Origin of the sequence: Sphingomonas sp. PP-F2F-G114-C0414, assembly GCF_003688595.1 — a bacterium.
Taxonomy (GTDB): Bacteria; Pseudomonadota; Alphaproteobacteria; order Sphingomonadales; family Sphingomonadaceae; genus Sphingomonas.
In genome coordinates this window covers 145,221-159,635 of record NZ_RCWT01000013.1, presented here as the reverse complement: position 1 = coordinate 159,635, position 14,415 = coordinate 145,221, and the positions used below count along the sequence as shown (strand labels likewise).

The following is a 14,415-nucleotide window of genomic DNA, read 5'->3' as shown; positions in this document are numbered from 1 at the left end:
CCGGCAACTACCGTCACCGCGGCGAAACCGATCAGGAGCACTCCGCGCCGCATTCCGGGTATCACTCTTCCGGTCGCGTTGCGCGCTGTAGCTGGCATGTCAGCTTGCCAACCCGAGCGGGCTGAGCGGGCGGGTGCTGTCGGCCAGTGCCTTCAGCCGGTATTCCGCATCGATCAGTTCCTGACCTTTCCTGGTGTCGGGCTTTCCGAACCACCCAGACGACGCATAGAACGGTTTGCCGGTGACCTGAATGCAGACTTTGTCGATCTGGTCCTCCACCTCGCTGCCGGGGCGTGTGATTCCGATCGTCTGGTACGACCCGATATAGCCCGGTGCGGTGGTCGGCATTTTCGCCCGGGGATATTTGGGCGAACTCGGCATCTCGTCGATCCGCTTGCTGGTGGACCGCCCTCCGCCGCCCCCATAGGGCGAGACGCCACCGGCTTCGGTGGTGATCAGTTCGTCGGAGTCGAGCAGCGCCATCATATAGAATCCGAGTTCGATCTTCGGCGCCAGCTTCGCGGCGTTGATCGCGCCTTGCGGTCGGCTCGCGATCGGCGCCTGGCGGAGCTCGGCGAAGCGTGCGTCCTTGTCACGGGCGCTCAGCGTACGATCCTCCTCGATCGCCGCGGCGGCATCGAACGCACAAATCTTGTGGTTGAGCAGCCAGCTCTGCAACTGCTTGTCGCGGTTCAGCGGATCGGCGGCGAGAAAATCGACGCTGACCTGTATCGTCTTGGTCACGGCATCCTGGATTTTCTTGCCCGCCTCACCCTTGACGCCGTCGAGCACCTTGCCGATCGCGAACATCGCCGTCGGGCTGTTGCCGATCGCCTGATACACGCTGAGCGTCCGCTTCACGTTGAGCGATGCCATCATCCGCAGCGCCGCCTTGTTGGCGAGGACGCGCAGCGACGACGACGCGGCGGTCGCCATCAGCACCGAGCCGGGCAGCAACGCCGCGGCGGATACGAACAATTCGGCGCGTGCCTTGTCGGACTCCTTCTGACGGGCGAAGGCGTCGTTATAGTTCTTGTAGGCGCTGTTATAGGCGATCACGTACGGGTTGCAGACATTGGCCTGCCACAGGTCGACCGCATCGCTCACTTGCCGGCGATATGCCTCGACCCGATCAACCATGAAGCTTCCTTTCGACCGCGGCGGTTAGCATGGCGCAAGATTACTCCAAGAGCGAACTGCTTTGCAACCGGCTGGTCGAAGCCCGCGACTAGACGTATCATGCGCCAGAATTTTTTCTGACCCGTCAGATCGAATTAATGCCGGCCGAACAGCAGCTTACTTGCACCGGACAGCTATGACGCCCTTTATCGCCTGGAAACGCTTGGGTGGGAACCGGGCCTTCGTCTCAATACTTGCTAGGTTCGCGCCCATCGGCAGCTACCGCTTCCGGACGAACTCCGCGCGCAGCACGAGTCCCTTGATCCCATCGTACCGACAGTCGATCTCCTGCGCGTCGCCGGTCAGCCGGATCGACTTGATCAGCGTCCCGCGCTTGAGAGTCTGCCCCGCGCCCTTCACGGTCAGGTCCTTGATCAGCGTCACCTGGTCGCCGTCTGCCAGCACGTTGCCGACCGAATCGCGCACCACGACCGCGCCGTCGTCCGCCGCCACCGCAGTCGCAGCACCGCCCGCAACCCACTCGCCGGTCGCTTCGTCGTAAGTGTATTCGTCGCTCATCGGTCAGTCTCCGGCAGCGCCCAGTCGATCGGGGTGCGCCCATGGGTTTCGAGAAAGGCGTTGGCCCGGCTGAACGGCCGCGATCCGAAGAACCCGGTCCGCGCGGCCAGCGGCGAAGGATGCGCCGACTGGATCACCAGATGGCGTCCACCCTTGCTCACATCATCGACGAACGCCGCCTTCTTCTGCGCATACGCCCCCCACAGCAGGAACACGACCGGTTTGTCCTGTGCGTTCACCGCCGCGATCACCGCATCGGTAAACCGCTCCCACCCGCGCTTCTGGTGCGACGCCGCCTCGCCCATCCGCACGCTCAGCACCGCGTTCAGCAACAGCACACCCTGCGCGGCCCAATGATCGAGCATGCCATGGCGTGCCCGCGGTATCCCGAGATCCGCCTCCAGCTCCTTGTAGATGTTCACCAGGCTAGGCGGCGTCCGAACGCCCTTCCGCACCGAGAAGCTCAGCCCGTGCGCCTGCCCTTCGCCGTGGTACGGATCCTGCCCCAGGATCACGACCCGCACCTGATCGAGCGGCGTCAGCTCCAACGCCCGAAACCGGTCCGCATCCTCGGGAAACACTCGAGCCCCCGCCGCCCGCTCGCCCTCCAGAAAGGCATCCAGCGCCCGCATGTACGGCGCCTCGAACTCGGCAGCGAGTGCCTGCCAGCTTGGCGGGAGCGTATGATCGATCATCCCCGCCGCATGTCGGACAGGGCAGGGCAGTGTCAATCGCCACCCCTCTTGTTCCCCCGCGAAGGCGGGGGCCCAGGATCTCGCAGGACAACGCCCGTAACCCTGGACCCCCGCCTCCGCGGGGGAACCGGATCACCAAAGGCTCGCACAACCCGAACCGCTCTCTTATATGCGCCGCCATGACCGAGATCACCGTCGCCGCGCTGCAGCTGGGCTTCACGCCCAACATCGACCGCAACATCGCCAATGTGTCGCGCCTCGTACACGAGGCCGCCGCGAAAGGCGCGCAGGTCATCCTGCCGCCCGAGCTGTTCGAAGGCGAGTATTTCTGCCGCATCGAGGATGAAGGCCTGTTCGCCAACGCCGCCCCGGTCGGCGAACACAAGGCGGTCCTCGCGATGCAGGCGCTCGCCGAGGCGCTCAAGGTGACGATCCCGACCAGCTTCTTCGAGGCGGACGGCCCGCACCATTACAACAGCCTCGCCATGATCGGCCCCGACGGCAACATTCAGGGCGTCTACCGCAAGAGCCACATCCCCGACGGCCCCGGCTACGAAGAGAAGTTTTACTTCCGCCCCGGCAACACCGGCTTCAAGGTCTGGCCGCACGCGTCGGAGGCCGGGCGGACAACGCTCGGCGTCGGCGTCTGCTGGGATCAATGGTATCCGGAGACGGCGCGCGCGATGATGCTGATGGGCGCCGAAATCCTGTTCTACCCGACCGCGATCGGCAGCGAGCCGCATGACACCTCGCTCGACACCGCGCGGCTCTGGCGGCGCGCCATGGTCGGCCACGCAGTCAGCAACGTCGTCCCGATCGTCGCCGCCAACCGCGTCGGCGTCGAGCACGGCCAGACCTTCTACGGCACCAGCTTCATCGCCGACCAGCGCGGCGACATCCTGGCGGAGCTCGGCCGCGACGACGAAGGCGTGATCACTGCGACGATCGACCTCGACATCGTCAAGCGCCACCGCGCCGCCTTCGGCTTCTTCCGCGATCGCCGGCCGGACCTGTATGGCCGCTTGGTCCAGGACATCTGACCCGTCCCGTCATTCCAGCGAAAGCTGGAATCCAGAGTCACAACGCGCAGCGAAGGTGGCTCTGGATCCTGGGTCGAGCCCAGGATGACGGGCTATTGGGGGCGGCCGTCAGAACCAAGCCAGCCCAGCCAACACCGCCCCCACCAGCGCAGCAGCCCCCGCAACCCACAGCAACCACCGCCGCCCGGTCAGCGCGGTAATCGACGCCAACGCGATCGCCACCTGGATCGCGGTCACCGCCAGCGCCAGCTTCGTATGTGGCCGCAACGCCTCGTCCGACTCGCCATCCGCCGCCGCCGAGCGCCGATCGAGCGTCTCCGCCTCCCGCTTCAACGCCGTCCCCCGCGCCTTGTACCGCGCGATATCCGCCCGGTGCGTCGCCATCTGCGTCGCACCGAACCCCTGCGGCGCGAGGTCGACCTCCATCTGCGCGATATGCCGCTTCAAATCCTCCGCCTGGTAATAGCCCCACGCATCCGACGCTTGCGCCTTGATCAGCACCGCCTCGTTCTTGTGGAGCAGCGCCTCGTTCTGCGTATGTCCACCGAGGAAACTGGTCACCGCCGCCAGCGTCGCCAGGATCGCAGTGAACAGCGCGATCCGCTGGTCGAACGCCTCACCCTTGGCCGCACGCTCCTCCGACATCTGTTCGTGCAACCCACGCACTTCGAAATCATCGTCCATGCTGGTTGCTCTGGCCTTCCGCGCGTGACTGGACCCTGATGATCGGGTGACATATTCGTCAGCGCGCCATGATCCGCCCTCGCTCGATACTGCTCGCGCTCACCCTGCTCGCCGGCTGCGCAACGCCGTCCGTGAAGACCATTCCGCCAAGCGATCACTTCAACGGCGAACGCTTCTTCAACCCCGACGGCGTGCAGGGCAGTACCGGCGAGCAAAAGCAGGGCCCGGTCGCGCTGCTCAGCAACCTCGTGAAGCCACCCTACCGTACCTGGCCCGAAGTGCCCGTAACCCCGACGCGGCCCCCGGCGCGAGTCGAGGGCCAGACGATGCGCGTTACCTGGATCGGCCATTCGACCGTGCTGGTGCAGACCCAGGGGTTCAACATCCTCACCGATCCAATGTGGCTCGAACGCTCGTCCCCGGTCCAGTTCGTCGGCGTGAAGCGCGTCCGCGAACCCGGCGTGCGCCTCGCGGACCTGCCGAAGATCGACCTGATCCTGCTGAGCCACGATCACCGCGACCATCTCGACATGACGGCGATGCGCAAACTCTGGCACCGCGACAAGCCGCTGATCGTGACCGGCCTCGGCAACGATCAGATCCTCGCGCGCAGCGGCGTCCGTGCGGTCGCGCGCGACTGGGGCGGGCGCGTGACGTTGCGTCCCGGCATCGACGTGATCGTCGACCGCGCGCATCACTGGAGCGAATACGATCCCGGCGACCGCGACAAGACGTTATGGGCAGGCTTCACCGTGACGCTGCCCGGTGGGAACCTGTATTTCGCGGGCGACACCGGGCCGGGCGACATGCGCTGGGCGACCGAAGCGCGCGCAGCCGGCCCGGTCCGCCTCGCGATCCTGCCGATCGGCGCGTATCATTTCGCAGGACACGAGACCGACAACCACATCGGCCCGGATCAGGCGGTGACCGCGTTCGAACAGCTCGGCGCGGCCTATGCGATCGGCGTCCACTGGGGCACGTTCGAACTGACGTCCGAGGGTATCAACGAACCACCCGAGCATCTCGGCGCCGCGCTGATCCGCGAACACATCCCCGCGAACCGCTTCCGCACCCCAGAGGCCGGTGAGCCCTGGGTGATCGAGTAACGCCCAATCCCCCGAGTTCCCCAGGAGCCCACCGTTGCGCACCTCCCCGGCGGAGGCCGGGGCCCAGGTGGGAAGCGCCGCTAATTAGCCGCTGCGCTCCATTACTACGGCCTCACCAACTGGACCCCGGCCTCCGCCGGGGAGGTGCGTCTTTCTAATCCGAGAGACACCGACGTGTCGCGGTCCCGGGATTAGGTGAGCGTTTCAAACCGCCCCGCGTAACTCCAGCGCCCGCTTGAACACCGCGTCGAACATTTCCGCCGTCAGCACGCCCGTATTCACGTTGTACCGTGAGCAATGGAAGCTATCGATCAGGATGCGGCCATCGGGCATCACATGCTCCGCGCCATGTGCGAACCGCGCCTTGGGCAACCGACCGCCGAGCATCTTCACCGCCGACTGATGCGCGATATGCCCCAGTGCCACGAAAACGCGCGCGCTTGGCACCGCATCCGCCTGCGTCTCGAGGAACGGCCGGCAGGTGCGGATTTCCTCCGGCGTCGGCTTGTTCTCGGGCGGCAGGCACTTCACCGCATTGAGGATGATCGCGCCGTCGAGCGCCAACCCGTCCTCGGCTTTGGCGCCATACGTCCCGGTGGCCAGCCCGAACCGCCCGAGCGTCTCGTACAGGAACTGCCCCGCATAATCGCCGGTGAACGCGCGGCCCGTGCGGTTCGCGCCATGCTTGCCCGGTGCCAAGCCAATGATGCCGAGCCACGCTGCCGGATCGCCGAACGCAGGGACCGGCGCGTTCCACCAGGTCGGGAACTCGGTCCGCAACTGCTCGCGCACGCCGACGAGGCGCGGGCAGAGCGGGCAGTCATGCGGCGGCTCGGTCTGGGGCAGCGCGGAGACGGGTACGAAGACGGTCGTGACGTCGACTTCGCCGGTCTCTTCGACGGTTTCGGGAAGCTCGGAGGTGTAAGGTGTGGAATCCATGGGATTGCGCTAGGCGGACCAAATGTCGCCTGCAACCCCGCTCCCGCCGATCGCGCAGGCCGCGAGTATCTACGCGATCGCGCTCGGCTCCAACCGACGTGGCCTCCACGGCGCCCCAGAACGCGAGATCGCCGCCGCTTTGGAAACCCTCGGCACTGTTCTCGCACGATCGCCGACCGTCTCCAGCGCACCGCTAGGTCCCTCGAACCGCCGCTACGCCAACGCCGTCGCGCTGGTCGAAACACAGGAGGCCCCCGCAACGCTGCTGGTCCGCCTCAAACGGATCGAGCGCACGTTCGGCCGTCGCCCCGGTCGCCGCTGGGGCAGCCGCGTGCTCGACCTCGACATCATCCTCTGGTCCGGGGGCGCGTGGTCGTCACGCGGGCTCATCGTTCCCCACGCCGCGTTTCGCACCCGCAGCTTCGTCCTCGGCCCCCTCGCCAGCCTGATCCCGCAATGGCGCGATCCGCTGACCGGACGAACGATACGGCAATTGGCGCAATCGGTTGACCGAAAGCGGCCACGCGATTAGGTGCGCGGTCCACGATGGCGGGGGTCCGTAGCTCAGTTGGTAGAGCAAGCGACTTTTAATCGAGAGGTCCCGGGTTCGAGCCCCGGCGGACCCACCATCGATGCCTCGGGCGTTGCGCCGAGCAGGCGGCGGCATGTCCCGGCGATTCTCGCGGGCGCATCGGTCGCGGCCGTCGGCATCATCTTCATCCTGCTGGTCGGTCTCGCGGTAGACCATTGGCCGTTCGCGTTCGATCGCGCGATCATCCTCGGCCTGCGCGCCTGGCACGGGCCGTCCTGGCTGCCGAACGTCGCGATCGACGTGACCGCGCTCGGCGGCGGCATCGTGCTGACGATCGTGGTGGTCGTCGTCACCGGTCTGTTGATCGTCCAGCGGCTATGGCTGACCGCGCTGGCGACACTGGCCGCGAGCATAACCGGCGGGCTGATCGTCGATTTCGTCAAGGCGCAGGTCAACCGCCCGCGCCCCGACATCGTCGAACACCTCGTCACCGTCACCAACATGAGTTTCCCGAGCGGGCATTCGGCGAACAGCGCGATCGTCTATCTGACGCTCGCCGGCCTCGCCTCGCAGGTGACGGAGAACCGCGCGACCCGCCGCTATCTGCTGGTCGTGGCGATCCTGCTGGTCGGCGCGATCGGCTGCAGCCGCGTGTATCTCGGCGTCCACTGGCCGAGCGACGTGCTGGCGGGGTGGAGCTTCGGCACGCTGTGGGCGCTTGCCTGGTGGCTCGCCACCGCCCGCGTACGCGAATCAATCGGCGGCGAGCGCTAGCAGCGCCTTCGCCGCCTTCAAATGCGGCGCGTCGACCATCCTGCCGTCCAACTGGAGCGCACCCGCACCCGGATTGGCGGCGAACAGGTCGACGATCGCCTGCGCCTCGGCGCGCTCTTCGGTCGACGGTGTGAAGGCCGCGTTGATCACCGCAACCTGGCTCGGGTGGATCGCCATCATGCCCGTAAACCCGTCACGCCGCCCGCGCGCGGCATAGGCGGCCAGCCCGTCCAGATCGCGAAAGTCGGGATAGACCGTCTCGATCGCCGCCACCCCCGCCGCATGCGCGCCGAACAAGGTCAGCGACCGGGCGAGTTGGTACGGCACGGTGTACGATCCATCCGCCTCGCGCGAGGTCGCCGCGCCGATCGCTGCAGGCAGGTCCTCCGCCCCCCAGGTCAGCCCGACCAGCCGGTCCGTGATGCCGCCATAGCTGCCGAGCCCGAAGATCGCGGCGGGCGTCTCGGTCGCGATCGGCAGGATCGCGATGTCGCCGCTCAGCCGAGCATCGAGCGCGGCCAGCGATGCGCCGCCCTCCGCCTTTGGCAGCATGATACCGTCGGGCTTGCCGGGGAGGACCGCCGCGAGATCATCGTCTGCGAGCCCGGAGTCGAGCGGATTGATTCGCACGAACAGCGGTACCGTCCGGGGCTCGGCGAGAAACGCGGCGATGTGTTCGCGCGCCGCCGCCTTGCCGGCGGGCGCGACCGAATCCTCCAGGTCGAGGATCAGCGCGTCCGCCCCCAGCCCAAGCGCCTTGACCATCCGCTCAGGCCGGTCGCCGGGCACGAACAGCAGCGAGCGGAGCCTCACCGGCCCTTCTCCGCCAGCGCCCGCTCCCACGCCAGCGCATCGCGGACGATCCCGTCGAGATCGGCATGCCGCGGCGTCCAGTCGAGCGTCTCGAGGATCGCGCGATTGTCCGAGATCAGCATCGCCGGATCGCCCGCGCGACGCCCTTCCAGGCGACGCTCGATCGTCCGGTTGGTAACCTTGTCGACCGCATCGAGCACCTCAAGCACCGAGAAGCCCTTGCCATAGCCCGCGTTGAGCGTGTGGCTCTTGGCGGGTTCGGCGATCAGCACGTCCAGCGCAGCGACATGCGCAGCGGCAAGGTCCGTGACGTGGATGTAGTCGCGCACGCCGGTGCCGTCAGGCGTGCCGAAATCGGTGCCGTAGACGCCGACCGCGTTGCGCTTGCCTGTGGCCGCCTCGACCGCGATCTTGATCAGGTGCGTGGCGCCGATCGTCGACTGGCCGCTACGCCCCTGCGGATCGGCGCCGGCGACGTTGAAATAGCGCAGCGCCGCATAGTTCATCGGATGCGCCGCGGCGACGTCGCGCAGCATCGCCTCGGTCATCAGCTTCGACATGCCGTAGGGATTGATCGGTACGGTAGGATCGCCCTCCGCGACCGGCACCTTCTCGGGCGTGCCATAGGTCGCGGCGGTCGACGAGAAGATAAAGTGCGGCACGCCCTCTACGACCGCGCTCTCGATCAGTGCGCGGCTCGCGGCGGTGTTGTTGCGGTAATATTTGAGCGGATCGCTGACCGATTCAGGCACCACGACCGACCCGGCGAAGTGCATGATCGCCTTGACGTTATGCTCGCGGATCGCCGCGCGGACCTTCGCATCGTCGGCGACGTTCGCCTCTACGAGTGCGGCGCGGGCGTCGACCGCCCAGTCGAACCCGGTGACCAGATTGTCGAGCACGACGACGTCATACCGCGCGTCGAGCAGCGCCAGCACCGCGTGGCTGCCGATATATCCGGCGCCGCCGGTGACCATAACCTTACCGTCGATCATACGCGTCTCCTCTTTGTTGCGCGGTAGCGACTTCCTATCTTGGGAGAAAGGAGATCGTGATGACGGATTATGTAACGCTCGCCGGCGGCTGCTTCTGGTGCACCGAGGCGGTATTCAAGGACGTGATCGGCGTGAAGAGCGCCGAAAGCGGCTATATCGGCGGGCACGTGCCAAACCCGAGCTACAAGCAGGTGTGCGGTGGCGACACCGGCCATGCCGAGGCGATCCGCATCGGCTTCGACCCCGAACAGCTGAGGCTCGGCGACCTGCTCGACATCTTCTTCGCGACGCACGACGCGACGACGCTGAACCGGCAGGGCAACGACGTCGGCACGCAGTATCGCTCGGCGATGTTCCCGGCGGACGATGCGCAGAAGGCGGAGATGGAAGCGGCGCTGGAGCGCGCGCAGGCGGATTCGCCTAAGCCTATCGTCACGACGATCGAGCCGATGGACACATGGTACGAGGCCGAGGGCTATCACCAGGATTACTGGGAAACCTCGGGTCGCTCGAACCCTTACTGCATGGCGGTGATCCCGCCCAAGCTGCAGAAGCTGCGCAAGAGCTTCGCCGCACGGTCCAAGGCGGTGGTGAACGCGTAAGACAGAATGGGTTCACGCAAAGGCGCGAAGGCGCAAAGATGATGAGCTCAGGTATGCCCGTCCCGGCCTATCGAAATGCTTAAACCTCTTCGCGCCTTTGCGCCTTCGCGTGAACCAGTCTCATTTTAACGATGCGCAGCACGGCGAAGACGGTCGTTGATCGCTTCGCCTATGCCGTCGAATGGAATCGGCGCGATGGCGATCTTCACACAATCGTTCGCGTCGGCAGCGTGAAGCAGGTCGAACAGCTTCGCGGCGGCTTCGACGAGGTTGCCGGATGCTGAAAGCGATACGTCGCCAGCCACATCACCAAACCCGATCAGCCACTCATCGGGTTCTACTCTGGTCGCATTCAATCGAAGCGATTTGCTCGGCGCATAGTGGCTCTCAAGCTGTCCCGGCGCGGTAACCCCACCCTCACGCCCCCCCGGCGAAGGCCGGGGCCCAATTGTGAGACGGTCATGACGCACGTCGTGCCCGGTTACATCCGACGTTCCAGTTGGGCCCCGGCCTCCGCCGGGGAGGTGCCTCAGGCGCGTTACGATTGCCTCGGCCGTAACAGGCCCCGGCCGCAGCACCGTCCGCCCAGCAACGATCGTCGACTCCAAACCTGCCTCGGTCGCCCCGTCGTCGAGGATCAACGGCACGTTCCCCCCGAGACTCCCCGCAACATGCGCAGCGCTAGTCGGTGAAATCCCACCGCTCGCATTAGCCGAAGGCGCCGCCAACGGCCGCCCCGACGCCGCGATCAACTCCTGCATAGCCCGATGCCGCGGCACCCGGATCGCGATCGTGTCCAACCCCGCCGTCACCAACGAAGCGATCCCCGAATCCCCCCTAACCAGCAGCACCAAGGTCAGCGGCCCTGGCCAGAACGCCGCCGCCAGCGCCAACGCCTCCGCATCGAACACCGCGATCAACTCCGCCGCCGCCAGATCCGCCACATGCACGATCAGAGGATTGAAACTCGGGCGCCCCTTGGCCGCATAAATCCGCGCCACCGCCTCCGCATTGGTCGCGTCCGCCGCGAGCCCATACACGGTCTCGGTCGGCACCGCGACGATGCCACCATCGCGAATCAGCGCAGCGGCTTCGGCGATCGCGGCCGTGCCGTAGGGTAAAATCCGAGGGTGTGGACGGGTCATTCCACAGGCGTATAGCGGGTCCAAACCGTAGCGATAAGAGGATGCGATGGCCTTCACTCCAGCAACCACCGAACAGCGTTTCGTGCTCGACCATGTCGTGCGGATCGGCGAGATCGCCGCGACCGAACGCTATGCCGCCGCCAGCGACGACGTCGTCGATGCGGTCCTCGAAGGCGTGGGGCAATTGGCGTCGGGCGAATGGGCCCCGCTCAACCGCACCGGCGACACCGTCGGCGCGAAGTGGACCCCCGACGGCGTGGTCATGCCCGACGGTTTCGCGCAGGCGTACAAGGATTATGTCGAGGGCGGCTGGGGCGGAATCGGCGTCGACGAGGAATGGGGCGGGCAGGGCCTGCCGTTCGCGATCCAGACCGCGGTGCTCGACACGCTCGGCTCTGCCAACATGGGTTTCGCGCTGTGCCCGACGCTGACCGTCGGCGCGATCGAGGCGCTCCAGCATCACGGCAGCCCCGAGCAGCAGGCGCTGTATTTGCCGCGTCTCGCGACTGGCGAGTGGACCGGCACGATGAACCTCACCGAGCCGCAGGCCGGCTCCGACGTCGGCGCGCTCCGTGCCACCGCCACGCCGCTCGGCGACGGCAAATGGTCGATCAAGGGCACCAAGATCTACATCTCGTTCGGCGATCACGACATGGCGCCGAACATCGTCCACCTCGTCCTCGCGCGGACGCCGGGCGCACCGGCAGGTACGAAGGGCATTTCGCTGTTCCTCGTTCCCAAGTACCAGCTCCAGGAAGATGGCACGCCGGGCGATTTCAACGACGTCCGCGTCGTCTCGATCGAGCACAAGATGGGCCTCCACGCATCGCCGACCTGCGTGCTGAGCTTCGGCGACAACGACGACTGCATCGGCGAGCTGATCGGCGCGAAGCTCGGCGGCATCCGCGCGATGTTCACGATGATGAACAACGCGCGGTTGAACGTCGGTCTTCAGGGCGTCCAGGTCGCCGAGGGTGCGACGCAGGGCGCGGTCGCCTACGCGCTCGACCGCGTGCAGTCAGCGCGCGCTGGTTCGCCGAACAAGGAGTCGGTCAAGATCGTCGAGCATCCCGACGTTCGCCGCATGCTGATGCGGATGAAGGCGCAGACGCAGGCGGCGCGCGCCCTCGTCTACTACGCCGCAGGGCAGGTCGACCGCGCCAACCTCGGCGACCACGCCGCGCGCAACCGGCTCGAGCTCGTCACGCCGCTCGCCAAGGCGCACAGTACCGATCTCGGCAACGAAGTCGCGTCGCTCGGCATCCAGGTCCACGGCGGGATGGGCTATGTCGAGGAAACCGGCGCCGCGCAGTATTTCCGCGATGCGCGCATCACGCCGATCTACGAGGGCACCAACGGCATCCAGGCGGCGGATCTGGTCGGGCGGAAACTCGGCCTCGACAATGGCGGCGCGTTCGCCACGCTGATCGCCGACATTCGGGCGGAAGCGAAGGACGAGCGGCTGCTCGCGCTGGTCGACGCGTGCGAAGCGATCGGGCGGAAGCTTGCCACTGCGGACGCCGACGACAAGCTGGCGGCGAGCTACCCGTTCCTCACGATGCTGTCGGTCGCGACCTGCGGCTGGCTGATGGAGCGCCAGGGCGGGGTGGCCGGCAGCGACGATTTCGGCCGGATGAAAGCGGCTGTGGTGCTCTTCTACCTCGACCAGATCGTCCCCGAGGCGATGGGCCTCAACGCCGCCGCCAACGCGAGCGCGGCGGTGCTGTACTCGATCGAAGCGGACCTGTTCGCGGCCTAAGGCGCTCCGCTAGTCTTTCCCCAGCCCATCAGCCGTCACCTCCCGCCCCGTCCGTCATCCTGACGAAAGTCAGGATCCAGAGCCAGGCACGGCAACGCCTTTGGCTCTGGATCCTTGGTCGAGCCCAGGATGACGGGCGGGTTTGATTGACGAGCTCTCTCGAGACTATTTGTGCAAACGCGCCGCCGCTCGCGATCCTCCCCCTTGCGGGGGAGGATCGCGAGGGGGGCCTCTGGTCGCGGTAATCCAGAAACCACGCGTCATGCCGGGCTCGTTCCGTCATCCACCGTTCCGCATATCCGAGGGAAATGAGAATGCGGAACGGTGGCCCCGGAACAAGCCCGGGGTGACGGAACAAGCAGGGATGGCGCCCCTTGTCCCGTTCGCCCTGAGCGTAGTCGAAGGGCATGCCCAACTCGCAGGTGCTTCGACTTCGCTCAGCACGAACGGGGGGCGGGGCGCTGCGTCACGTGCAACTTCACGTCCCCGCACTCGACGTCCCTGCGCAACGAAAGGTAAGGGAGGGGCGGAAATCTCTGAAAGCCCGACCGATGTTCGACCTCGAAGTCTATCTCCTCCGTGTCGCGATGCCCGCGCGGCCGACGCTCGACTCGATCGGTCTCGGTCGCCTGCAGCACGCGCACCGGCTCGCGATCCCGTTCGAAGACCTCGACGTCGTCCTCGGCCGCGGCCTCGCGATCGACAGCGCGTCGGTGTTCGCCAAGCTCGTGACCGCACGCCGCGGCGGCTATTGTTTCGAGCACAACCGCCTGTTCCTCGACGCGCTCGCGGAACTCGGCTTCACCGCCCGTCCGCTGCTGGCCCGCGTGTGGATCGCCGCGACCGACGTACCGCCGCTCACGCACACCTTCGCGCTGGTGACGATCGACGGCCAGGACTCGATCGCCGATACCGGTTTCGGCGGCAGCTACACGCCCGTCCTCCCGCTCGCCGACGGCGCCGAGGCAACCGCCCCCGACGGCGCCCGCTTCCGCCTCGAAGCCACCGAACAAGGTTGGATGCTGCTCCGCGACGGCGATCCGATGACCACCGACGGTCGCGGCGAGACGGGAGGATTCCAGCCGCAATACAGCTTCACGCTCGCGCAAGTGTTCGATGCGGACCTCGCGCTATCGAACCACTGGACCTCGACGGCCCCCGCCAGCCGCTTCACCCACACCCCGATCGCCAGTATCGTCCTGCCGAACGGCTTCGCGTCGCTGATCGGCCGCAACTACCGCCGGCGTTCGGGCACCGATACGACCGTCGGCGAGATCACCGATCCGCGCGTGTACCGCATCCGCATGAGCCTGTTGTTCGGGATCGACCTGAGCGTCGAGGATGTCGCCGCGCTGGGATTATTCTGAAGCTTGGGTCCAGGCTCCGGGGTCCCGAGCGCCAAGCATGAAGTCCGCCCCCACTCCCGTTCGTGCTGAGTAGAGACCGAGTAGCTTCGAAGAAGCGTATCGAGGGCTCGTATCGAAGCATGGGTTCCGCACGCCAACCTGTCCTTCGATACGTCCTCTCGATACGCGGCTGCGCCGCTACTCGACGACTACTCAGGACGAACGGGGGAGGGGCAGCACGAACGCAGGGGGCAGGGGGACGCGAACGGGATCGACCGCGACCGAAA

Annotated in this window: 15 protein-coding genes and 1 tRNA gene; 8 read left to right on the top strand and 8 right to left on the bottom strand. The window is 66.5% G+C overall.

Annotation, left to right across the window (positions count from 1 at the left end; all coding sequences use genetic code 11):
* Window positions 1-99: 99 nt before the first annotated feature.
* The 3 genes from C8J47_RS15320 to ung all read right to left on the bottom strand — a co-directional run bounded on the left by C8J47_RS15320 (window position 100) and on the right by ung (window position 2,393).
* A complete protein-coding gene (locus tag C8J47_RS15320) occupies window positions 100-1,140 on the bottom strand; it encodes a hypothetical protein (RefSeq protein ID WP_121886401.1) in 1,041 nt (346 codons plus the stop codon).
* 258 nt (window positions 1,141-1,398) lie between these two features.
* Window positions 1,399-1,698, bottom strand: a complete 300-nt coding sequence (locus tag C8J47_RS15315) for an alkylphosphonate utilization protein (RefSeq protein ID WP_121886400.1) — start codon at window positions 1,696-1,698, stop codon at window positions 1,399-1,401.
* Window positions 1,695-2,393: a uracil-DNA glycosylase gene (gene ung / locus C8J47_RS15310; protein ID WP_121886399.1), complete on the bottom strand. Its 699-nt coding sequence runs from the start codon at window positions 2,391-2,393 to the stop codon at window positions 1,695-1,697. Before ung ends, C8J47_RS15315 begins: the two co-directional genes overlap by 4 nt.
* A gap of 179 nt (window positions 2,394-2,572) precedes the next feature.
* Between ung and aguB the strand changes: the two genes are divergently transcribed.
* The gene (gene aguB, locus C8J47_RS15305) at window positions 2,573-3,433 is read left to right on the top strand and encodes an N-carbamoylputrescine amidase (RefSeq protein ID WP_121886398.1); all 861 of its coding nucleotides are present in this window, start codon (window positions 2,573-2,575) and stop codon (window positions 3,431-3,433) included.
* Between the two features lie 108 nt (window positions 3,434-3,541).
* Here aguB and C8J47_RS15300 read toward each other — a convergent pair whose 3' ends face one another.
* Complete coding sequence (locus tag C8J47_RS15300) at window positions 3,542-4,117, bottom strand: DUF4337 domain-containing protein (protein WP_121886397.1); 576 nt, start codon at window positions 4,115-4,117, stop codon at window positions 3,542-3,544.
* Window positions 4,118-4,185: 68 nt separating this feature from the next.
* Here C8J47_RS15300 and C8J47_RS15295 point away from each other — a divergent pair, with 68 nt between their 5' ends.
* Window positions 4,186-5,223, top strand: coding sequence for an MBL fold metallo-hydrolase (locus tag C8J47_RS15295; protein ID WP_121886396.1), 1,038 nt, complete (start codon window positions 4,186-4,188; stop codon window positions 5,221-5,223).
* Window positions 5,224-5,427: 204 nt separating this feature from the next.
* On the opposite strand, the gene C8J47_RS15290 is transcribed toward C8J47_RS15295, so the two are convergent.
* The gene (locus C8J47_RS15290) at window positions 5,428-6,162 is read right to left on the bottom strand and encodes a uracil-DNA glycosylase (RefSeq protein WP_121886395.1); all 735 of its coding nucleotides are present in this window, start codon (window positions 6,160-6,162) and stop codon (window positions 5,428-5,430) included.
* A 22-nt stretch (window positions 6,163-6,184) separates the two neighbouring features.
* Between C8J47_RS15290 and folK the strand changes: the two genes are divergently transcribed.
* The 3 genes from folK (at window position 6,185) to C8J47_RS15275 (ending at window position 7,468) form a co-directional block, all read left to right on the top strand.
* Complete coding sequence (gene folK, locus C8J47_RS15285; protein ID WP_121886394.1) at window positions 6,185-6,694, top strand: 2-amino-4-hydroxy-6-hydroxymethyldihydropteridine diphosphokinase; 510 nt, start codon at window positions 6,185-6,187, stop codon at window positions 6,692-6,694.
* 21 nt (window positions 6,695-6,715) lie between these two features.
* A tRNA-Lys gene (locus C8J47_RS15280) sits at window positions 6,716-6,791 on the top strand.
* A 203-nt stretch (window positions 6,792-6,994) separates the two neighbouring features.
* Window positions 6,995-7,468: a phosphatase PAP2 family protein gene (locus C8J47_RS15275; protein WP_183129133.1), complete on the top strand. Its 474-nt coding sequence runs from the start codon at window positions 6,995-6,997 to the stop codon at window positions 7,466-7,468.
* Here the strand turns inward: C8J47_RS15275 and C8J47_RS15270 are convergent.
* Both C8J47_RS15270 and galE read right to left on the bottom strand, forming a co-directional pair.
* On the bottom strand, window positions 7,448-8,281 hold the full coding sequence (locus C8J47_RS15270; protein ID WP_121886520.1) for a CoA ester lyase: 834 nt from the start codon (window positions 8,279-8,281) through the stop codon (window positions 7,448-7,450). The genes C8J47_RS15275 and C8J47_RS15270 overlap by 21 nt on opposite strands.
* Entirely contained in the window at window positions 8,278-9,276 is a 999-nt protein-coding gene (gene galE / locus C8J47_RS15265) for a UDP-glucose 4-epimerase GalE (RefSeq protein WP_121886392.1), read from the bottom strand. The genes C8J47_RS15270 and galE overlap by 4 nt, the downstream gene beginning before the upstream one ends.
* Before the next feature lie 59 nt (window positions 9,277-9,335).
* On the opposite strand from galE, the gene msrA reads away from it, so the two are divergent.
* Window positions 9,336-9,878: a peptide-methionine (S)-S-oxide reductase MsrA gene (gene msrA, locus C8J47_RS15260; RefSeq protein ID WP_121886391.1), complete on the top strand. Its 543-nt coding sequence runs from the start codon at window positions 9,336-9,338 to the stop codon at window positions 9,876-9,878.
* Window positions 9,879-10,003: 125 nt separating this feature from the next.
* Here msrA and C8J47_RS15255 read toward each other — a convergent pair whose 3' ends face one another.
* Window positions 10,004-11,023: an L-threonylcarbamoyladenylate synthase gene (locus tag C8J47_RS15255; RefSeq protein ID WP_121886390.1), complete on the bottom strand. Its 1,020-nt coding sequence runs from the start codon at window positions 11,021-11,023 to the stop codon at window positions 10,004-10,006.
* A gap of 46 nt (window positions 11,024-11,069) precedes the next feature.
* On the opposite strand from C8J47_RS15255, the gene C8J47_RS15250 reads away from it, so the two are divergent.
* Window positions 11,070-12,782, top strand: coding sequence for an acyl-CoA dehydrogenase (locus C8J47_RS15250; RefSeq protein WP_121886389.1), 1,713 nt, complete (start codon window positions 11,070-11,072; stop codon window positions 12,780-12,782).
* A 551-nt stretch (window positions 12,783-13,333) separates the two neighbouring features.
* A complete protein-coding gene (locus tag C8J47_RS15245; RefSeq protein WP_121886388.1) occupies window positions 13,334-14,149 on the top strand; it encodes an arylamine N-acetyltransferase in 816 nt (271 codons plus the stop codon).
* Window positions 14,150-14,415 lie beyond the last annotated feature (266 nt).